Source organism: Bacillus sp. FSL K6-0138 (assembly GCF_037982765.1).
GTDB lineage: Bacteria > Bacillota > Bacilli > Bacillales > Bacillaceae > Bacillus > Bacillus glycinifermentans.
The window spans coordinates 4,092,654-4,114,899 of the sequence record NZ_CP150286.1; the positions used below are offsets into that span (position 1 = coordinate 4,092,654).

The 22,246-nt window shown below is 42.5% G+C and carries 16 protein-coding genes; 4 read left to right on the plus strand and 12 right to left on the minus strand.

The window, feature by feature from the left end; translation table 11 throughout:
- The first annotated feature begins 96 nt into the window (after window positions 1-96).
- Window positions 97-1,419, plus strand: a complete 1,323-nt coding sequence (locus tag MHB78_RS21555) for a glycosyltransferase family 2 protein (RefSeq protein ID WP_231947401.1) — start codon at window positions 97-99, stop codon at window positions 1,417-1,419.
- Window positions 1,420-1,502: 83 nt separating this feature from the next.
- Here MHB78_RS21555 and MHB78_RS21560 read toward each other — a convergent pair whose 3' ends face one another.
- The 4 genes from MHB78_RS21560 to tagD all read right to left on the minus strand — a co-directional run bounded on the left by MHB78_RS21560 (window position 1,503) and on the right by tagD (window position 8,675).
- The gene (locus MHB78_RS21560) at window positions 1,503-4,172 is read right to left on the minus strand and encodes a glycosyltransferase (protein WP_046130171.1); all 2,670 of its coding nucleotides are present in this window, start codon (window positions 4,170-4,172) and stop codon (window positions 1,503-1,505) included.
- 261 nt (window positions 4,173-4,433) lie between these two features.
- Window positions 4,434-6,569 carry a CDP-glycerol glycerophosphotransferase family protein gene (locus tag MHB78_RS21565; protein ID WP_046130106.1) on the minus strand — a complete coding sequence of 712 codons (2,136 nt, stop codon included), beginning with the start codon at window positions 6,567-6,569 and terminating at the stop codon, window positions 4,434-4,436.
- 48 nt (window positions 6,570-6,617) lie between these two features.
- Entirely contained in the window at window positions 6,618-8,159 is a 1,542-nt protein-coding gene (locus MHB78_RS21570; protein WP_046130107.1) for a glycosyltransferase family 2 protein, read from the minus strand.
- A 126-nt stretch (window positions 8,160-8,285) separates the two neighbouring features.
- Window positions 8,286-8,675, minus strand: a complete 390-nt coding sequence (gene tagD / locus MHB78_RS21575; protein ID WP_023857183.1) for a glycerol-3-phosphate cytidylyltransferase — start codon at window positions 8,673-8,675, stop codon at window positions 8,286-8,288.
- 404 nt (window positions 8,676-9,079) lie between these two features.
- Between tagD and MHB78_RS21580 the strand changes: the two genes are divergently transcribed.
- Both MHB78_RS21580 and MHB78_RS21585 read left to right on the plus strand, forming a co-directional pair.
- A complete protein-coding gene (locus tag MHB78_RS21580) occupies window positions 9,080-9,859 on the plus strand; it encodes a WecB/TagA/CpsF family glycosyltransferase (protein WP_046130172.1) in 780 nt (259 codons plus the stop codon).
- A 19-nt stretch (window positions 9,860-9,878) separates the two neighbouring features.
- The gene (locus MHB78_RS21585; protein ID WP_046130108.1) at window positions 9,879-11,042 is read left to right on the plus strand and encodes a CDP-glycerol--glycerophosphate glycerophosphotransferase; all 1,164 of its coding nucleotides are present in this window, start codon (window positions 9,879-9,881) and stop codon (window positions 11,040-11,042) included.
- A 30-nt stretch (window positions 11,043-11,072) separates the two neighbouring features.
- Here the strand turns inward: MHB78_RS21585 and MHB78_RS21590 are convergent, their stop codons facing one another.
- The 8 genes from MHB78_RS21590 to MHB78_RS21625 form a co-directional block, all read right to left on the minus strand.
- Complete coding sequence (locus MHB78_RS21590) at window positions 11,073-13,706, minus strand: N-acetylglucosaminidase (RefSeq protein WP_052948505.1); 2,634 nt, start codon at window positions 13,704-13,706, stop codon at window positions 11,073-11,075.
- 126 nt (window positions 13,707-13,832) lie between these two features.
- Entirely contained in the window at window positions 13,833-14,780 is a 948-nt protein-coding gene (gene manA / locus MHB78_RS21595) for a mannose-6-phosphate isomerase, class I (protein ID WP_046130109.1), read from the minus strand.
- Window positions 14,781-14,923: 143 nt separating this feature from the next.
- Window positions 14,924-15,370: an anaerobic ribonucleoside-triphosphate reductase activating protein gene (nrdG, locus tag MHB78_RS21600; RefSeq protein ID WP_046130110.1), complete on the minus strand. Its 447-nt coding sequence runs from the start codon at window positions 15,368-15,370 to the stop codon at window positions 14,924-14,926.
- Window positions 15,367-17,235: an anaerobic ribonucleoside triphosphate reductase gene (locus MHB78_RS21605; RefSeq protein ID WP_046130111.1), complete on the minus strand. Its 1,869-nt coding sequence runs from the start codon at window positions 17,233-17,235 to the stop codon at window positions 15,367-15,369. The genes nrdG and MHB78_RS21605 overlap by 4 nt, the downstream gene beginning before the upstream one ends.
- Window positions 17,236-17,411: 176 nt before the next feature.
- Entirely contained in the window at window positions 17,412-18,395 is a 984-nt protein-coding gene (kdgT, locus tag MHB78_RS21610) for a 2-keto-3-deoxygluconate transporter (protein WP_046130112.1), read from the minus strand.
- A gap of 75 nt (window positions 18,396-18,470) precedes the next feature.
- Window positions 18,471-19,082 (minus strand): bifunctional 4-hydroxy-2-oxoglutarate aldolase/2-dehydro-3-deoxy-phosphogluconate aldolase, encoded by a 612-nt coding sequence (locus MHB78_RS21615; protein WP_046130113.1) that lies wholly within the window; start codon window positions 19,080-19,082, stop codon window positions 18,471-18,473.
- A gap of 5 nt (window positions 19,083-19,087) precedes the next feature.
- Complete coding sequence (locus MHB78_RS21620; protein WP_046130114.1) at window positions 19,088-20,050, minus strand: sugar kinase; 963 nt, start codon at window positions 20,048-20,050, stop codon at window positions 19,088-19,090.
- A gap of 89 nt (window positions 20,051-20,139) precedes the next feature.
- A complete protein-coding gene (locus MHB78_RS21625) occupies window positions 20,140-21,162 on the minus strand; it encodes a LacI family DNA-binding transcriptional regulator (RefSeq protein ID WP_046130115.1) in 1,023 nt (340 codons plus the stop codon).
- Window positions 21,163-21,414: 252 nt separating this feature from the next.
- Here MHB78_RS21625 and kduI point away from each other — a divergent pair, with 252 nt between their 5' ends.
- Complete coding sequence (gene kduI / locus MHB78_RS21630) at window positions 21,415-22,242, plus strand: 5-dehydro-4-deoxy-D-glucuronate isomerase (RefSeq protein ID WP_046130116.1); 828 nt, start codon at window positions 21,415-21,417, stop codon at window positions 22,240-22,242.
- Window positions 22,243-22,246 lie beyond the last annotated feature (4 nt).

A 22,246-nucleotide genomic window follows, 5' to 3' on the forward strand; every position in this document is an offset into this window, starting at 1 on the left:
TCGTTTAGAATAGTAAGTAATATTAGTTCAAAAGATCAGTACTCCATTAAAATCCAGTACATATCATTTCTAATAAAAACCTAGGAGCTGCTTAAAATGCAAAAAAAAAGAACGGATGATAAAAAAAAGATTGTTTCTTTTACAATGGTTAAAAATGAGGCAGATATAATAGAAATATTCGTTAGATATAATTTAAAATACTTGGATCATATGTTTATTTCTATTAATCGGCCGAACGATGGCACTAAAAAAATATTAGAGAATTTATCAAAAGAAGGATTACCGATAACCCTTTGGGAAGACAACGACCCTTCATTTGAACAAAACAAAAAAACTACAGATGCATATGCTAGAATTTCAAATGAATTTAATTTTGAAGCAATAATTTTTTTAGATGCGGATGAGTTTATTTATGGTGATATCAATGAAATAAAAAACAATATTATCCCAGGAAATGTATATCAAATGGATAGACTAGAATATGTGTATTTTAAAGATGTTCCATTTAACGAAAATATTTTAGATAAAATCAGATACAGAAGAAAAAAATACCAATCTGCCAAATCGATGATTTGTCATGATAAGAAGCACTATATTGACTATAAGATCGGCAATGGAAATCATTATGTTTATTATAAAGGGAAGCAAAAAATAAATGGTAAATTAAATTTAAAAATAGCACATTTCCCTTATAGATCAACAAGTCAATTCATTAATAAAAACATTCTGAATTGGATTTCACTTATGTTTAACAAACCTAAACTTCTGAATGCTGAAAGTACAATAGGTATCCATTGGAGAAACTCATATAAATACCTGCTAGACAAAAATGTGAAATTAACTTCTGATGAATTATTTTTATACCTTTATAAAAGCACCGATAAAGACGCTTTTAAAAAGGAATTGATATATGAGCCGTTAGATATTAATAATTTGAATTTAAAGTACACAAATATAGACAATGAAAAATCGTTGGAGTATATGTTAATAAAAGACCTTGAAGCAGCTATAAATCATCTTTACGAAATTAAACATAATAGTTCAGCACAAAATAATTTTGATAGAGCCGTTAAAAATGAAGAAGAAGACGATACCGGCTATATTTATAATGATGTTAAATTGTTAAATAACGCTAAAGTATATGCCAAAGACACTATCCCTAGGATAAGAAGGATTGGAAACGAAGTGGAACTATCAGGTGCGATAAAAGGTATTTCAAACGGAAATGCTGGTGAATATATCGAATTTCCAAAAGATTTAGCACCTGATAGAAACTTCCAATATACAAACGTCTCGTCTCATACAAGCTCTGCATATTGGCAGGTCCAACCAAATGGACGACTAAAGCTTCTAGGGGTTACCAATAAAAATGCTGATGAATTGTCATGGTATCCTTTTCATATTCGGTGGTTTGTTTAAAATATCTCAAAAACCCGAATGAGACATTTACGATCTCCATTCGGGTTTTCTTTTATATTTAATAGCATAGCTTTAGTGTAAGATCAGACTGATAAACTTTGAGATTGAATTTCAATTTCTTCAAAACAAACTTCCCTATAAAACATTTGCATAGCCTGAATATTATAATTTTCGTAGTCAAATTTTTTATATTTCTTTTTATAATCAAGGTCTTTTTGTAATTCGTTTATTTCAGAAAGTGCTTGATTACAATTTTGGCCACTAATTCTTTCTTTTATTGTTAAAACTTTATCTTTGAAACTTTTTTGTATGACGAATTTTTCCATTTCAATCAAAAGGCCTTGAATATTATTTTGAGCAAGTATTCCGTATCCATCTTCCAATATACTCCTAGATCCGGCAATATCAGTAGCAATAATAGGTTTGTTTAAAACTAGAGTTTCCAGCAATACCATGGGTTGACCTTCATGATTTGAAGATAAAACAAAGCAATCTGCTTTATTGATTAAATAAAATGGATTTTTCAATTGTCCTGTGAATATTACTTTTCCTTCAATATCCATTCTTTTAACTAATTCAGTCAATTTCCCCTTTAAAACTCCATCACCAATAATATAAAGTTTAATATCTAAATCGTCATATTTATTAACTAATTGATAAAATGCCTTAATTAATTTCTCTTGATCCTTTTCTGGCGATAATCTTCCCATATTGACGAAATTGATTCCATTTTCATTAGGAACTTTAATGCCTTTTATACTCAAAAGTCCTCCATTTACTTCTTCCTTTTGAATAATATACTCTTCTCCGTCAAATTTTTGAATAGTTAAGTCATGTTTTTCGACAGCATTAATTATTTTTTCTACATTCAGAGAATTATGCACATAAACCAATTTTTCTGAATCTACATATTTTTCTAGGCTTTTGACATTTAAATCCCTAGTATGTTTTGCAACAGACACAACTTTATCAAATAGTTTATAGAGCGAAAAAACAATACCCAACTTCTGTTTATGCTTATATTTCCCATTTATCTTCTTTTTCGTTTCTGCATACATATCATTATGTTGGTATATGCTTTTCTTAGAGAAATCACCAAAAGCCATTATCATTGTCCAAAAAGGTACATAGCCACTAAAATCAATTGCAATATCAATCTTTGCATTCCCCAGCATACGATTGATTTCTCTTTGATAAATTTCCCCGGGGTTTCTTCTTGCAAGTTCTTCAGTATATCCTCTTCGATTCATTAAACCATGCAAGTACCATTCCTTGATTGTTAAATTCATGCTTCCAACTCGATAAACTCTCTTAGTTTTTTCATTTAACCTATTTATATTGTAAGAAGACTCAGAGTCATAGGAACCCTTATCAATTACGACTACATTGTACCTATCATAATCAATATTATTCAATAAATTAATAGCTGAAGAAGTTATCCCGTTATTGAGAAATCCTCCACAATAAATTAAAATATTTTTCTTATCCGGCTCTTTAACATCAAATATACAATCATCTTTTTTTCTATTTTCATCAAAAATTATATTTACTACCTTTTCGGTAGAATCTCCAACTCTTTTTATAAATTTTTTATTCATTTCATGATAAATCGAGTGATATTTTTTTTGTACATACTCTATATTTTCTACATTTTTTGCAACTTCATCGGTTGTTTGACAAATGGGGCCAGCCAGAGTATTAACATCCAGGTACATACCACGCTTTTTTAAATACTGTGTTTTATCATACATAAAATAAATGATGGGTTTATTAGTCGCCATGTAATCAAAGAATATACTTGAATAATCCGTTATTAATATATCTACAATTGATAATAATTCATTTGTATCTATATAATCAGGAATACATTTCTTCATCAATACTTCATTATGTTTGATGTGTTTAAATAAAAGTGTATGTACCTTTAGAATAAGTTGATAATCACTAGGAAGCTTCTCGTTTAACTCTGTAATATGATTGATGAGCTCCTCATTAATATTGGAAACATTTCCAACCTCGCCTCTCCACGTTGGCGCATAAAGAACAGTTTTTTTATTTGGATCAAACTCTATTATATTATCTAATGTTTTTCTTATTTCGTTTTTATCTGTATCAAAAGTTAAATCCATCCTTGGATAGCCCTCTTCAATGATTTCCCCGTTATACAGACCTCTTAAGTCATGCGAGTCTATCAATTTTTCCGAAGTAAACTTATTAGGTGAAAGAATATAATCACAATGCAGAAAGTTTCTTTGAATATTTTTATGTTGCCCAATAGGGCCTTCCATATCTTTACCGAGAGTTTTTAGAGGGGTTCCATGCCAAGTGTTAACGTATATCTGCCCCTCTTTTTTTTGGAAATAAGGAGGGAATGTAACATTATTAATTAAGTATTTTGCTTTAGTTAAATACTTTATATACTCTTCACTATGTACTTTAACAAACTTTACATTTTTTGAATTTTTGTACTTTTCGGCATAAGGGTTGTCCTCTTGATCATTTAAGGCCCAGACATGAGTAAATCTCTTATATTTCTCGTCATTCACTAAAAATTTAAATAATGCATAAGGATTGTCATTCATAGCTTTGCCATGGTATGATTCATAGAGTATTATATTAGAATCGATATCATTTTTTTTAAAATTTACAGTATAATCGACCGAACGTTTAAAGTTAATATTATTTCTATAAGTTCTAAATGGATCTAATAGAAATTTCACTTTTCTTTTTGCTATTTTCACTTTTTTCTTCATTATAATCCCCTTTAATTGATTATTTATAAAAAAATAAATTTTTATGCTCTCTTCAAAATTGACTGCACAAGAACCTACAGAATTAAATCGATTTCCAAGAAAAATAAACATGTTTTCATATCTTTGAATTTATACATGGGAACTATAATAACATAATTCTATTTAAAAGTTAAGACCAATTATGGGACAGTTTACAGGGGGGGAATTACCTAGTTATAGACAAAAGAGCCATCGCAAATGCAACGGCTCTTTTTGTTTCAACTATTCAAAAACCTTCTCCACAACTCGCTCAGACGATTTCCCCGTCTCCAGATAACAGAACTTCTCATAGAAAGGCTCGAATATATCCGGCAGGCGGTAGTCCGGCGATTCCGTTTCCCTGATTTTTTTGATGACTGCGTCCGTCGTTTTGACGAGCGGGCCCGGAGCTTCTTTTTCGAAGTCAAAGTAGAAGCCGCGCAGTTTATCGCGATATGTCTCAATGTCGGGAACAAAGAAAATCATCGGCCGCTTCAAATTTGCAAAATCGAAGAAGACGGAAGAGTAGTCCGTGATCAGCAAATCGGATACCATGTAAAGCTCGCGGATGTCCTCATATGAAGAGAAGTCGTATGCAAACCCTTGGTATGGCTCAAGGTCGAAGTTTTCAGCCACCAAGTAGTGCATCCTGAGGACGATCACATAGTCATCTCCGATTTCCTCCCTCATTTTCGCCAAATCCAAATCAAGGTCAAATTTGTATTTTCCCTTTTTATAAAACTGATCATCCCGCCATGTCGGCGCATAAATGATCACTTTTTTGTCAGCCGGCAGCTTCATTTTTTCTTTTAATGCGCGAACCGTTTCGGCATTGTTGTCCGTATGGAGAAAATCGTTTCTCGGATAGCCGGATTCGATCATCGTTTTATTGAATTGGAATGCACGGGCAAAGATCTCGGTTGAGTATGCGTTCGGCGAGATTAGATAATCCCATTTTGATGCTTCCATCGTGAAATTCTTTTTGTATTTTTCCGTGTTGGTGCCTGGCATATGGACTTCATCCATATCGACGGCAAGACGTTTTAGCGGCGTGCCGTGCCATGTTTGAAGATATGTCGTGTGCTTCGGCTTTGGAATCCATAAAGGCATGCGGCTGTTTACAACCCAATATTCGGCTCTTGCCATGGCAAACAGCCACTTCAGGGTAAACCTTTTGATGTAAGGAATGCCTTTTTCCTCAAAGATATCTGTATAATCCGGATTTACGCTCCAATACATGTCGTAATCCGGTTTGTTCTCTTTCATATATTCGTAAATCGCCCGCGGATTACAGCTGTACTGCTTTCCGGCGAAGCTTTCAAAAATGACGGTCTTCTTTTTGACGGGCAGTTTTGCAGCAAGTCCGAAGGTGAAATAATATGCCTTTTTCACGCCTCTGTCTATTTTCTTCTTCAGTTTATTTTTTCTTCTGCGGAAAAAGGAAACAGCCCTGTTCTTTTTCCCGACGACGAAATAAACAGCCCTTGTTTTAAATGTATAATCATTCATTCTTAAGCGCATCATTCTCTTTTTCTTTTGCGGATAGACATGAAAACGCGCCGGGCCTTTTTCCGTTTCGAGAATCGTAAATTGGCTGTTTTGCGGATTCGCTTTATCTTTCAGCATTAACGCTTTGCTTCGTTTAACGACTTCCTCGCCTGTTTCGGGATCTTTGTCTTTGCCTATAAATTCGATATGAAACTGAAACATGGCAGGCATAACGTTTTCTTCGTAAAGCTTTTTAAGACCGATTCGCACGGTAAAACCGGCATTTTTTTCTTCTTCCAAAGGAAATTGGAAAAGCCTTTTTTCCTCTGAATCCGAGATTTCATTTAACACAAGCCGTCTTTGCTTGACGCCGAATCCTTCACTGTCAAGCAAAAAAGCATATCCCTTAAGCGTCAATTCACCTTCAGGATTTAATTCGACACGCTCAACTTCAGCAACGGCTTTTTTCGTCAGAACCTTCAAAGAAAAGTTTCCTTTTTTGGTCGTATACGGAAGGAAGAAAACTCCTGCTTCATCATCCCGCTTCCAGGAAAGTTCAATCGGTTGAAACTCTGTCTTCATTCTTTTCTTCAGAAGGATGTCAGTCATGTCCTCAGTCATCCGATATGTCGCATAGAAATCAACACACCCCGTCCCTCTGACATGGCTTAAAAGGTCCTCTAAATTGATGACTGTCTTGTATCGCTGTTCTTCTGATCCCCCCACTTTTTCGCAGGGGAACTGCAGCTCTTCCTTTGATTTCCGATTGACTGCCAGCAGACCAATTTCTTCAGCAGGGGCTGAGCTTTCAAAAGAGAAAACGAGGTGGACCTGCCAATCTTTCATTTTTAGATCGATTAAATTGCATTTTATTGCAACTGCATTAACCATAAAATAAGTCTACTCCTCTTTTATCAAATCCAATTAGCAGAACGTTTTTCACTTTATTTTCAAAGAAATATTGCCTTTTACGGTTTTATAAAAAATATACGTTTTTTGATTGATGTCTTTCTCAGATTTAACATCTGTATCCTTTATTAAATTAATTCTTTCATAATCATTATACACAAGATACATGACATATCCACCTGCGCGCAGGTCAGCCAATTGTTGAATGGTCAGCTTCAGGCTGTAGGAACCGTCATCTTCTGCAGTCACGTTGAAATCATGATCAATATTGGCTTTTTCCCTGTGCTGAAACTGTATTCCGTTTATATTGACTCTTTGTTTGCCGTAAGCGGAAAAATTCATGACAAATACATCATCGTTAAATTCGTGGCTGTTTACCTCTGCATACAGCGGTATTTCGATCAGTTTATATGCTTCATCTTTTAAAGGGCCTTCATAGTAAGCTGTATCACCTTTAATGACGATTTTTTTATTAGGCTCCTTTTTCGACCAGCGGAATAATTGTTCGATCTCGTCATACCGTTTTTCTTTCAATAGATCAAAGGCGATTTTATGCATCGGCTTGAAAAACGTTTCGGAAATATCGTATTTTGTTTTCTTTAAGATCCCCAGAATTTCTTTGAACTTTTCATAATACTCTTCTTTGCTTTCGCTCTTTAAGAAGTGGTGCCTGTCAAAAAGACGGGTAATGGCATCGAATTCAACCAGGCGGTTGATAGCCATTTTCTCTATATCTTTGTCCAGTTTTTTACTCAAAACGTATTTCATGACGGCTATGTTTGAGTCTGTTTTTTCTATAATATTTGTCTGTTTCGTCAGTGAACCGTTATTTTCATCCAGCCGGTTCAGATAGTAGACAGGGTCTGTTGTGGTTGAAATTTCACGGCAATTAAATAAAACATCCATGAAAAACTGCTTGTCCTCCGCAAATTTCATTTCAGGAAACCTGATCTTGTTTTCCTTGATAAAATCGAGGCGCATCATTCTAGCGCGCGGGCCAAGATGATAAAAAATGTGCGGAATCGAAAGCGGAGAAACATTCAGTCTTTTCTTCACAGATTCATATTTGCCGATTATTTTTTGACCGCCTGCTTCAACCTGTATGGTTTTCCCTACCGCGTAGTTGACTTGACTCTCTTCTAGTATTTTATATAAACTTAGAATTCCATTCGGGGCAAACCAGTCGTCTGCATCAAGAAACGTGATGTATTTCGCATTTGCCAATTCGATTCCCAGGTTTCTCGGATGGGCCGGCGTTCCGGTATTGGTTTCTAAAAGAACGACCGTGATGTTTCCATAAAGGTCTGCATATTCGTTCAGGATTTCCCTTGAACGATCTGTTGAACAGTCATCAACCAAGATTAAAGATATGCGATGAAAACCGAAATTTTGTCTGATGACCGAGTCTACCGTTTCTTTGAGATACTTTTCCGCATTGTAGACGGGAACGACTACTGCCACTTCTTTTTTCTCTTCTAAAGCATCTCTATTTAATACCTGAAAACCATGTTTTTGAAGAATATCTTCCTCTTTTTCAGTTCGTTTAAAGTTAAATAAACGATTTATATTCATTTATTTTCTCCTCTATCCATAGGAATTTGTGCAATACAAATATAGCTAAACAAGCTCAAAATTACAAGAAGTACTTTTCCTTTTTCAGGAAAAGTACTTCTTGAAAGAACTCTATTTCTCTTTCCATTACAGGCCGGCGATTTCCTCTTTGATCTTTGTCGTCGAAATTCCTTCTGTTCTCGGCAGATAGACGACCTCACAGTGTTCTTTTAAGAAATCAAATTTTCCTTCCCAGTCATCCCCCATGACAAAAACGTCAATATCATGGTCGATGACATCCTGGACTTTCTGATCCCAGCTTTTTTCCGGGATGACTTCATCGACGTAGCGGATGGTTTCCAGGATGAGCTTGCGGTGCTCATAGCTATGATAAGCTTTTTTCTGTTTTTGAAGGTTGAACTCGTCCGTAGAAATCGCTACGACAAGATAATCGCCCAACTGTTTGGCGCGTTCCAATAATTTGATATGTCCCCAATGCAATAAATCGAACGTTCCGTATGTGATGACTTTCTTCATGTTAAATGTACTCTCCTTCCTAATCTATAACGTTCAAAAACAACTATGATTAACTTTCCGAAATTTCTCTATCCGAAAAACACGTATACTCTTCACTAAAAAAAGACAATTTTTCCGCATGTCTTCACTGATCATTTATTATAGCACATTGCATATTAAACGTTAAGCATTGTAAATAGCAAATGAAATTCCAAATTTTGTTTTAAGATTCATCCCGTTTCGTCTGATGTCTGAAGACAGCGTAAAAAATCTTAATCTGCTGTAAAGATATTGTTAAGCTTTTATGAATCATCTATGTTAAAATATACGTTAGACCGATGGAATTTTTGGGCTGTTTTTTTCTTAGACATTTTCATTTCGTTTAAATATAAATTGGACTTTTATATCGGAAGGAGGAGACGATGTTGCAAACAGAGCGAATTTATAACCTGTCATATGTAAACGCCGATTTATCCGGCTTTTTGCATCATCTTGAGAAGTCATACATTAATCAGCGGGTCGGTGCTTATATCGCCACCGTCAACCCAGAAATCGGATATGCAGCTGCGAAAGACAGCAGCTACTGCGACGTTTTGTCAGCAGCGGATTTTATACTGCCCGACGGCATCGGCGTCGTGATGATGTCAAAGCTGACGAATAACCGGTTAAAATCAAGAATTGCGGGATATGATGTGTTTGTCAACCTGCTGAAGATCGCCAACGAAAAACAGAAAAGAATCTTTTTATACGGTGCGAAGAAAGAAGTCAATCAAGCGGTCGTGGACCGCATCTCTTCTGAATACCCGGGCATCAGCATTGTCGGTTATTCAGACGGCTATGCCAAGGACAAAGAAGCGGTGGCCAAACGCATCGCGAAGGCCAAGCCTGACATGGTGTTCGTAGCTCTCGGCTATCCGCATCAGGAAAGGTTTATTTATGAATATAAGCATCTGTTTCCGCAGGCCATTGCAATCGGGCTTGGCGGAAGTTTCGACGTTTTCAGCGGCACGGTAAAACGCGCGCCGAACTTCCTGATTCGCTTGAACCTTGAATGGCTGTACCGGCTTTTGACAAACCCTTCAAGATGGAAACGGATGCTCAATATCCCGAAATATGCTTTTACTGTTCTGAAAGAAGAAAAGGTTCAAAAACAGAGCTACTATCCTGAACAGGTGAAAGAGCGGTCAAAACAAATCGATGCATAGAAAGAGATTAGGCTGAATCATGAATATACGATCTTTGCTCGTCATGTTTTATTCCGGCTTCCTTTCGGTGATCAGCTTTATGCTGGCAAGGGTGAAGCCCCGAAACAGAGCCGTTCTTCTCGTTTCCTTCCAGGATAACGCAAGAGCGCTCCTAAATGAATATGAGGACTCAGGCTGTCCGTTTGAATTGGAAGTGCTGTATACCCGGCATGCGGTTTCTCTTGCTAATGAATACCCGTCTGTTTCATCATGCGTCATAAATGAAAAAAATCCTTTTCATTTGATGCGGGCCGTTTACAGCATGTTCAAAAGCAAATGCGTGATTACGGATAATTATTTTTTGCTGACGAGCGTGCTTTGCAAACGGCCGCAGACGAAGTGCATCCAGATTTGGCATGCAAACGGCGCGCTGAAGAAGTTCGGCCTTGAGGATATCGGAAACCGCCGCAGAACGCCCGCAGATATGAAGAGGTTTAAAAAAGTATACGCCTCATTTGACTATATCGCTGTCGGATCGGAGAAGATGGCAGACATTTTCAGGCGCTCATTCGGTGTAAAGGATGAGCAGATATTGCGGACAGGCGTTCCCCTGACTGATCAGTATTTTAAAATTGAGACACGCCCTTTGGAAACTTCGGGGCAAAAGGTCATCCTTTATGCGCCGACATACAGAGACTATAATATGACAAGCGTAAAACTCCCTTTCTCAAAAGAGCACCTCTCTGAAGAATTAAAGGGAGAATTTTTGCTTTGGGTCAAGCTGCACCCGGCTGTCCGCGAACATGTAGGGCTTGAGGAATATGAAGGCATGATCAAGGACGTTTCAGACCTTCCGTTAAAGGATCTTCTGCATGCAAGCGACGTGCTGATATCGGATTATTCCTCGATCCCTTTCGAATACGCCCTGCTGGATAAACCGATGCTTTTTTATACGTATGATTTAAAGGAGTATGATGAAAAGCGGGGACTGATTGATGACTATGAAGCGGTGATCCCTGGGAAAGCCTGCATCACCCGCGGCATGCTTCTTGAGGAATTAAAGAACCTTCACCATGCGCATGAAGAGGTTAAACGGTTTTCAAATGAGTGGAATGAGTATTCAAAAGGCGATGCCAGCAGGAAGCTGCTCGAGTTTATCGAACAACATATGCTTGAAGGAAAAAAAAGACCGGCCTGTTCCTAATGGAGCAGGACCGGTCTTTTTTGTGCCAGCCTATCGATAAACCGGCACATCATAATACAGCGTATAATCATCAAGCAATGTATAAAGACTGTACATCCTGCTGACCTGCTTGGAAGCCCAGCCGATGTCTGTCGCATATTGATGCAGGGCGTTCGGAGACCATCTCATTTTATAGAGCGTATCCTGCTTGTAGGCCGGATTGTGGATGTACGTTTGGCCGATGAATTTGGCTCCGCCGATAATGGCGGCTTCCGGGGTGAACCAGCCTTGTTCATAGGCGTATTTTGAGCCGTAGTAGAGCGGGTTGCTGTCATACGCCCCGACGCCGTACATATTGTAGACCTTCTTGCCGTTGAATGTCGTTCCTTTTGCCAATTGCGAGGTGCCGTTCCCTGTTTCAAGGAGGGAGTGTGAGATGAGATACAGTTCGTTGATGCTGTATGCTCTCGCGGCATCAATGAATGCCTGGCCCTTTCCGGCTAAAATCCCTTTATTATAAAGGATTTTGGCATTGACTTCTGCAGCGTTCAAACCGGCTGTTTTCGACAGCTTTAAAAATTGGAAGTATGCCGAGCTGTCTTGTGTGAAATTGTCCGGATTGACGTATTTCTCGACTTCTTCCCTGCTGGCGTTTCTCCAGTTCATCCGGATTTTCCCCCAGCCGTTTTCTTGTGAGATGATGTTGACCTTATCGCCTTTTTCAAGCTGGCCGATGATATTTCCGCTTGTGACGCGGGGGGTTGATCTGACATTGAGAACATCCGCAGTTACGGTTTGGTTTGCGGTATTGATGTATGTTAATGAAACATATGCCGCGGCATCCGTTTGCGGGCTGACTTTCATCTGTTTATCAATCATCTGGCTCAGCGTGATTCCGTAATCGGTCGTCATCATTTGCGGACCGTCTTTGATTTTTACGATATTTGCCGTCCAGCCGTAATTCTTTTTGAGTACGCCGGCGGCAGCTTCTGCCCGGTCTTTGCCCGTGAATTGTTCGTTAATGACGACATTGTACAGGCTTGTCGTTTTCGTGCTGTAAGAGGCGCTGACAGCGTTCTTTTTGAAAAAATTCATGCCTTTGTCAAGGCTTGATTTGCTCGTGATCCGGCTTGCAGTGATCTTGTACTGTCTGTAGCCGTATTTCCCTGTTTGCCGGATGGTGCCCGCAATGTTTTTCTTGCTGTAAAACTTGAGGGCCTGGTTCAGCTTGTCCTGGCCGATGACCGCTTCTGACATCAGCTTGTATTGGCTGTAGACCAGTCCTGTTTTTTCCGAAACTGCTTTAATGCCGTTCGTTTGGAAAAAGCGGAGCGCTTTTGCTATTTTTTCTTGTTCGAATACGGCTTCAGATGTCAGTCTGTATTGACTGTAGATTTTCTTTCCCGTCTGAACTGCTGTTCCCGGAGCGCCGTTTTTGCTAAAGAAATCAAGCCCTTTTTTCATTTGGCTTTGCGAGGCTGTTTCGGATGAGACGATCCGGTAGCGGCTCGTCGTTTTCGTGCCGCTCTTTTGAACAGAGGCCTGCACCTTTTTTCCCTTAAAGAAATTGACGCCTGCGGCTGCTTTGCTTTGTGCTGCAACCTGGGATGAGACGATCCGGAAAGCCGCTTGCTTTGTTCCCGCTTTTGAGGATGTGTAGCGCCACGTTTTCTTTTTGAAAAAAGCTTTTATTTTGTTGAGCTGCTGGCCGTTCACGTTTTTCATGGTGACGACCCAGTAGCTCGTTTTTTTCACCCGTTCAATGCTTGAGGAAACGCCTGTGCCGTTTTTAATCTGTGCGGCAGCATTTTTAGCGCTTTTTTCACCGTTGAAATATCCTGAAACTGCATTGTACAGTTGCTCAGGCCTGCCGGCTGCTTCGTAGGAACCTTTGATTTTCACCTGTTGTTCAAACTGCTTCAGCAGGTTTTTGGCGTTTGCTTCGCCCTGTATGGCGCCTGTTACGACTTTATATTGAACTTCCTGTTTTTTAACAGTCTCAAGCGATCCTTTCAGAGCGGTCTGTTTTCCAAATTGCGACAGCAGTGTTTTCGCTTTGCTTTCCCCGCTTATTTCACCGGAAGTCAGCTTTACCACGTTTTGTCCCGTTCCGTACGGGACGTATGTCCCCTTTAGTCCTGTCTCTTTTTCAAAACGCGACAACAGGGACTTTGTTTGGCTTTCGCCTTTGACCGGATCAGAGACGATCTTGACGTTAGGCGTTTGTTTCCCGGATGATGCATAGGATGCGTTCAGACCGGTTTCTTTTTCAAATTGGAGAGCGAGCTCCTTCGCTTTTGTTTCTCCGGAAAATTCCTTGGATACGGCTTGTACAAAAGGTTCCTGCTTTCCAACAGGTGCGTATGCCCCTTTCAGGCCTGTTGCTTTCCCGAATTGAAGAAGCAGGTCTTTCGTTTTGGCTTCTCCTTCGATGCCGCCCGTTGCCAGTTCATATGTCGTGCCGTTTTTTCCTGATTCTTTTGTACCGGCTTTCCACCCCGTATCTTTTGTTAGTTTTTCGGCTGCTTTTACGGCCTCGGTTTTACTGCTGAACTCTTTAGGTGTTTCAATTTTGTATACGGAAGTATCCGTATATGCTGCACATGCAGGATTTGCTGTAAATCCCGCCTGGACGATCAGCAGACCGGCAGCGAAAAAAGCGGCTTTCTTGATGTTTTTGTTCACGTATCCTTTCCCCCTACCCGAGACTCTTAATATATGAAACTCGCTTTCTTTTTTTATCGTCATCCCGAAACGATTTTTTCACAATAAAAAAAGCTTAGGCTCCTTTTTAGGCAGCCTAAGCTTTTTCTAAATGTGTGAAACGATCAATTCACACGATCCGTCTATGGTAAAATCGTTCGTCTCAGCCGGCAGGATAAAGTTTGTTCCTTTCTTTATACGGTACGCGTCGCCGTCCTGAATCAGTTCAGCATCTCCTTTAATGACGCTGCACAGCAGGAAAGGATGATCCTGCGTCAGTTCGGCGCATCCGTCAATCTCCCATTTGTACACTGAAAAATACTCCGCTTCCACAAACGTTTTAATCGTGATTCCTTTTTGGGTTTCCGTCGACTCGTCGGTATACCCGTCAACGTGCGGCACGGTTGTGACATCGATCGCCTGTGCAAGATGGAGTTCGCTCTTGTCTCCGTTTTGATCTGTCCGGTCGTCATAGACGCGGTACGCCGCTTCGGAGTTTTGCCCGATTTCAAGCGCAAGCGTGCCTTCGCAAAGGGCATGGATCGTTCCGCTCGGCACGTAATAAAAATCGCCCGGTTTGATTTTGATCCGTTTCAGGCAGGTTTCCCAATCGCCGCTGTGAAACATCGTGACAAGCTCCGTCCGGGTTCTCGCGGTGTGACCGTATACTATCTCGGCATTCTCTTTGCATTCGATGATATACCAGCATTTTGCCTTTCCCGGTTCATCGCTCTCATGTTCTGCTGCATCATGATCATCGGGATGAACCTGCACCGGCATGTTTTTACTGGCATCAAGAATTTTTGTCAGCAGCGGAAAACGGTCGCCTTCCGTTCCGCCGAACAGTTCGCGGTGCTCGTCCCAAAGCTGGGCGAGCGTTTTTCCTTGATAAGGCCCGGAGGCCGCTACATTCGCTCTGCCCGGTCGGGCGGATACGGCCCAGCATTCACCTGTTAGATCAGAAGGGATGTCATAGCCGAAATGCTCCCTTAAACATGTCCCTCCCCATATCCTTTCTGTGAATTCAGGCTGTAAAAATATCGGTGATTGCGTCATGCAGCCTTCTCCTCCCTTTGTCGTCTCTAATCGCTAAAAATAAAACGCTTTCTTTTTTGTCTTACCCCTTTTCATATTCATTATGACGCTATTATAAAAGAAGTCAATCCCGGACTTATTCCAAAAGCCCGGGATTTTCTGCTTCATGACAGTTTGATGATTCTTTGATTTGAACTGCCTCTGTAGAGCAATGTCAAATCTCTCTTTTTGATCTCGAACGGCCCGTCCACCAGCACATCGCAATATTCCAAAAGGGCGCTGTGTTTGTCATTGTTTAAAATCTGTTCGTACGTGTAGCCGCTGTACAGCCAAATATCTTTTTCAGAGTTCCGTTTAATTTTCTTGGATAATTCGATCAGCTCGGCTGTGTGCAAGAGCGGTTCTCCGCCGGAATAGGTCACGTTTGTCAAAGGGTTGGTCATAATTTCCTCAAATACTTCGTCAATGGTCATGTCAAATCCGTTGTTGATATTCCAGCTTTGTTTATTATGGCAGCCTTCACACATGTGCGGGCAGCCCGCCAAAAATACAACGGTTCTTAAACCTTCTCCGTCTACGATGCTGTCATGGATAATGTTCATCACTTTCATTGGTGCTTCACTCTGTCCTTTTCTTCTTGTCTTTTAGCCGAATTCCATTTTGACATATCTCCGACCAAATAGCCGGTAATCCGTCTGATTCTCTCAATTAAAGATTCATCGCTGTTTTTGCATTGCGGGCATTCATTGTCAATGATGCCGGTGAACCCGCACGCTTTGCAGTGGTCGACCGGATGGTTGATGGAAGCGTAGCCCATGCCTTCCCGGCGCATCGCACCTACGATCGTATCCATCGCCTGAACGTTTTTCTTCGGATCTCCGTCGAGTTCGATATAGCTGATGTGCCCGCCGTTGCACATCATGTGGAAAGGCGCTTCTTTTCTGATCTTTTCGATCGCCGTCAGTTTGTAGTGAACGGGAATATGAAACGAGTTGGTGTAGTACACCCGGTCTGTTACATTTTTGATGGATCCGAATTGGATTCTGTCTTTTTTGACGAATTTTCCTGACAGCCCTTCGGCAGGGGTCGCGATCAGCGAAAAGTTAAGCTTGTGCTTCTCCGTTGCTTCATCAGCCTTGTCTCTCATAAATTGGACGATTCTTTTGCCTAATTCGAACGCTTCATCGCTCTCTCCGTGATGTTTGCCCGTCAAGGCGGTCAAAGCCTCAGCCAGTCCGATAAATCCGATGCTGAGCGTCCCGTGCTTGAGGACGTCTTCAAGCGTGTCATCAGGCTCCAGCCTTTCACTTTCATGCCAGATGCCTTGTGAATACAGAAATTTAAAATCGTTTGCTCGTTTTTTGCATTGAAAAGCGTACCTCTCCAGCAATTGCTTAATGGTTAAATCGAGATAGCGGCTCAAGTGTTCGAAAAACTGCTCGACGCTTTCACTCAGCAGGGCAATTTTCACAATGTTGATTGAGGTAAAAGACAGATTTCCCCGTCCGATGCTGTTTTCTTTCCCATTGATGTTGGACATGACGCGGGTTCTGCATCCCATATAGGCAATTTCGCTTTCAGGCGTTCCGTCATAAAACGGTTCGTTCACTGGAGAATCGATAAAGCTGAAGTTTGGAAACAGCCGTTCGGCGCTCGTTTCCAAAGCCAGCCGGTACAAATCGTAGTTTTGATCTGTCTCGTGAACATTGATTCCTTCTTTCATCTTGAAAATTTGAATCGGAAAAATAGGCGTCTCACCCTTGCCGAGTCCGGCTTTTGTCGCCTTAAGAATGTTCTTGATCAGCATGCGGCCTTCCTTTGATGTGTCAGTTCCGTAATTAATCGAAACGAAAGGAACTTGTCCGCCCCCTCTCGAATGCATGCTGTTGGCATTATGTATGAACGCTTCACAGGCCTGGTATGTGGCATTGTCCGTTTCCTGCCAGGCGATTGCCGTGATCTCCTCTTCGGTTAATGCTGCCGGATACCCTTTGAGCCTGTTTACGTGTTTTTCAAACGTTTTGCGGACGTAAGGCGCCAAGTCATAGTCAAACATCGGAAACGACTGGCCGCCATGCTGCATATTTTGGTTGGATTGAAAAATAATCGAAGCCAAAGACAGCGCGCTCATGATGTCTTTCGGTTCCCTGAGTGAGCCGTGCCCCGTATGAAACCCGCCGTTCAGAAGCTGTCCCAAAGGGATCTGGCAGCAGGTCGTCGTTCCGCTGGCCATAAAATCCAAATCGTGCGGATACAGAAAATTGTCATCGACTGCTTCTTTAATTTCCGGCGCCATCAAATAATGAAGCGCATAGTGCCTTGCGCTCTCTGACGCAAACCGGCTCATCTGCCCCATCGGCGAACGGCCGTCGACATTTGCGTTTTCCTGCATAATATCGTGATCTCCATAGCCTACAATATCATGAAATGTTTCCGTTAATTGCACTAACCCTTGCTCTTTATCGCCAGGTGTCATCGTTCCCTCTCCCATCAAACAGCATATATTGTGTTTCTTTTAAATAAAAAACACTACATATTGATGTTAGCACAAATTTCATTCTTTAATTTTGGCAATTTCGTGACGTTCCCCGAAAAGGCCGAAAAAAAAGCGCTGCAGAACGGAATGTTCCGCGGCGCTTTCAGCCGGACGATTTATTTATAGTCAATGGTGATCTGTTTTGGAGGTTTTCTTTGTTTGACCCGTTTTTCGATCCAAATCGTTGCAAGCGGCGTCAGAAGGGAGGTGACGATGACGCTTGTCGCGATGATCGCCGTAGCCGACTCAGCCACCGGAGCGAAGACCGGGTTTGCATCTGCTAAGGCATACGGAACGGCGACTGCCGCACCTGCCGTTGATGATGCCGCCACTCCGGCCACGCCGTCTCCCCTGGCGATGAAACGGTCAAGCAAATAAAGGGAGGCTCCGGACAGGATAACGACTGACACGCCGACAACAATGCCTAAGATACCGGATTTGATGAGCATTCTAAAGTCGAGCGTATTCCCCAGCGAAAATGCAAAAAACGGAATGATTGCCGGAACGACTTTGCTGAATAAATCTCGCAGCTCATGGTCAAGATTCCCGAGTATGCAGCCGATCAAAAACGGAATGACGGTGGCGGCGAGCGTCTCCCACGGAAATGCCGCGAGACCCGTGACCCCGAACGTGACCATCGTCATAAACGGTCCCGACTCCGTGCTGATAAAGGCAAAGGCCCCGGCGTCTTCCTTGCGGCCTAAATGGTTCATCAGCGCCAAATACAGCCCGCCGTTCGTTTCATTCATGACCGCTACAATTGCAAGTACGGACAAGCCCGCGAAAAATCCCGATTGAATCCCTTCGTCAGGAATGAACTGTGCGGCGATCAGTCCAAGCAAAGCGGCAAAGCCCACCTTGCCAATCAAGAGGGTCAACCCTTTTCTGGCGATATAGCCGGAAGAACGAAAATCGATGGTTGCCCCCACGCAAAAAATAAATACTCCTAGAATCGGCAGCGTTCCTGTAATCAAGGCACCTGTAAATCCTCCGAAAAAATCTGCCGTGCCCGGAGCAAACGTATTCAGCGCCGCCCCCAAAAACAGCGGAATAATCATCATGCCCCCCGGCACGCGTTCAATCGTTGCTTTAATTTTCATCATTTTTTCTCCCATCTCAGTTAATGACAAAACAAAGCTATTGATCTTGAATCATGATGACGCTGCGGCATATCGTTATTTTTGTTTGGTCCTTTTAAAAATGCGCTGAAGGTCTTCTTCTGACGCTTTATCAAGCTGACTTCCGACCCCTACGGCCAGCGCTCCGGCGTCAAGCCATTTTTCGACATCTCCGGGATGAATGCCGCCGGTCGGAATAAAACGAATATCCGGGAATGGACCGGCGAGATTTTTCATATAGGAGACGCCGGATGTGCCGCCGGGAAACAGCTTTAAAATGCGAAACCCCTTTGACACCGCTTCCATAATTTCGCTCGGCGTGATAACTCCAGGGATAAAGAACGTATGCAATGAGGCAATATCATCGGCCAGCTCTCCTGAAAACCCGGGGCTGACGATAAACTTTGCCCCTGCATCTGCAGCTTCCCGCGCCTGATCCGCGTTGATGACCGTGCCCGCTCCCACAAGAAGACCGTCGATTTTGGCGAACTTTTCGATCAAATTGGACGCTCCCGGAGTCGTGTATGTGACTTCAATCGCAGTGATGCCTTTGTCAATGAGGCGATGAATGACAGCTTCGGCAGCCTCCGCATCCTTGGCGCGAATCACCGCAATCAGACCGGCATCTGCAAGCTGTTCCTGCGTTTTTTCGATCATGGACATTTCCATCAAAGTCAACCTCCTATTTTTTGATTTTCCATCTCTGTCAAAAACCCGTTCAACCGTTCTCTTGACGGGAGGCCATCCATATCCCCCGGGGCCATGACCGCAAGCGCTCCAATGGCATTCGCTCTCTGTACCGCTTCCTCGATTGGGAGCCGGTCCAAAAGACCGCTGATGATGCCGACAGCAAAGCCGTCTCCCGCACCAACGGTGTCTACCACTCGATCAACTTCAAATCCCGGTACATAGCCGCTTTTTTCCTCCGTCCGGTAATAGGCCCCTTCTTTTCCGAGCTTGACGACTGTAAGCCCGACTCCCTGATTCAAATAGAATTCCGCGATTTCTTCAGGGGTGCTTAGACCGGTAAGAAGCTTCCCCTCGCTGATCCCCGGAAGGAACCAATCGGCCATGGCGGCGATCTCATTGATCGTATGAATCATCGTCTCCTGATCAGGCCAAAGCTGGAAGCGGAGATTCGGATCAAATGAAATGGTTTTCCCCTCTTGCTTCATGTGTTTGACGGCATGGCATGTGAATTCCCTCATATCTTTTGACAATGCCGGGGGTATGCCTGTGATGTGCATATGCTTCGCCTGTTTAAAATAGTCCCCGGGATAGTCGAACACGCTCATCGTGCTTGCGGCAGATCCTTTTCGGTAATACGTCACATCAGGATCACCGCTTACAACTTTAGACTTGAGCAGTATCCCCGTCTGCCTTCCCGCCGTGCGTTTGACTTCCGAAATGTCGACCCGCTCTTTTGTCAGTTCGTTTAAAATGAAGGTTCCGAGCGAATCATCGCCGACCTTGCTCATCCAGCCCACCCGGAAGCCTAAACGGGCGAGTCCGACGGCGACATTTGTCTCGGCTCCAGCGAGCGCCTTTGAAAATGATGAAGCTTCATGGAGTTCCCCCGCTTCATTTGCATAAAACATCGTCATCGATTCGCCGAACGTGATAATATCAATTGTCATCTTTCCCCTCCTCCTTCAAATGGTACCGGTTTCAAACCCGGGCAAAAAAACACTCTCCCCTGAATCCCAGGAAGCATGAGTGCTTTTGGCTACAGCGAATGCCTCAGAACCAATTCCGCCTCGAGCTGGATCGTTTGCGGAGCGCTTTCGTCTCCTTCAAGGCGTTTGACGATCCTCTCCATTGCGACCTTTCCCATTTCGTGCGACGGCTGGGCAATGGTCGTGATCCCGGGCCCGATTAATCTGTACCATTCGGTGTCGTCAAATCCGGCAATGCCGACATCTTCGGGTATCGCTGCGCCGATTTCATAAAGACAGCTGATGATTTTCAGCATTAGAAGGCCGTTGTTTCCGAGAATCGCTTTTTTGCCTTGATCACAGCCTGACGCCAAAAAACTTTTGACAGACTTCAATAGAACCTCTTTGTCTTTTACATCAACTTCATATATTTGAGGGGTGCGCCCTGCATTTCTCTCAAGGGCAATTTCGGTGTAGGCGGAAGCCCTTTCTACCCTCGGACTGATTCCCGTAATCGGTTCTGTAAACAGGCCGACACGGCTGTAGCCTTTGTCATACATGAGATTGACGATTTGACTGGTGACTTCTCGGTTATTGGTCGTAACCGCATCAAGCTTAAGCCCGGGTACTTTCCGGTCGACTAGCACGATGGAAACATCCTGGCTGATCAGATCCATAAGGACATCGTTGTTTTGGCCGGTTGTGTTGATAATCAGTCCTTCAATGTAATGGGCGTTCAGCTTGTGCAGCATTTCCCTTTCCTTCTCAGGGCTGTTATCCGTGTTGCAGACCATGATGCTGTACCCGTGCTGGTCGCAGACCTCTTCCACTCCCCTCAAGGTTGCAACGGAAAACGGGTTTGTAATATCGGCTACCAAAAAACCGATAAGCTTGCTCTTTTTCACCTTCAGGCCTTGCGCCATCTGGCTTGGTCGGTAATTCAGCTCCTCGATCGCTTTTTTGATGCTTTTGACTTTTTCCGGCGATATCGCATCGATTTTGCCGTTGATGTACCGGGAAACCGTTGATTTCGATACGCCCGCATGTGCTGCTACTTCGTTGATCGTTGCTTTTGATGTTTGTTTATCCTTCATTCAAGTACTCCTATGCGCCTAAATTTGAAACCGATTTCAAAAACTTCATACAATCAGCATACCATATTCTCAAAAATTTGGAATATCTTTTTTTAGATTTCAAGATTTATCGTGATCATTTTTAGAAAAAAGCGAAAACTTTGTTGACGATTTCCATTATTTACTTTACAATTTGTGTTTGAAACCGTTACCAAAAACTTTTCTGCTTCATTCAAGTCAAACCGAAAACGTCCAATCCAAGGAGGAGAACGTATGGAAAATCGTTATTCTGTTCATCCTGAACAGGCAAAACGCTTCACGACCGCAGAACTTCGCGAGCATTTTTTAATAGAGTCATTGTTTGTGGAAAATCAAGTGAATATGTTTTATTCGCATGAAGACAGGGTGGTAATCGGCGGGGCCGTTCCGGTCAAGGAGCCGCTTAAACTCGATGCAGGCGACTTTTTGAAAACGGATTATTTCCTCGAACGGCGCGAGATCGGGATCGTGAACGTCGGACAGGCGGGCGCCGTAAAGGTTAACGGTGAAAAGCACGTTTTGGGGCATAAAGATTTTCTGTATATCGGACTCGGGAACAAAGACGTTTACTTCTCAAGCTTGAATGAAGGCGCTGCCAAATTTTATTTCGTTTCGGCAACGGCGCATCAGCATTACCCGGTGCAAAAAGCCGCGCTTTCCGAACTTCCGTATGATCACCTTGGGGATGAAGCGTCTTCGAATGTCCGCAACCTTTATAAAGTGATCCATGCAGACGGGATCAAAAGCTGCCAGCTCATGATGGGCATTACGTTCCTCGAACAAAACAATACGTGGAATACAATGCCGGCCCATGTTCATGACCGCCGGATGGAAGTATATCTTTACCTTGACCTCGACGAAGATGAGAGAGTGTTTCATTTCATGGGCGAACCGACGGAAACGCGCCACCTCGTCGTCGGCAATGAGCAGGCTGTTATTTCTCCCGCCTGGTCGATTCATTCTGGGTCCGGAACATCGAACTACTGCTTTATTTGGGCGATGGCCGGTGAAAATTATACATTTAAGGACATGGATGCTGTCCCGATGAATGTCATTCGGTAAAGGA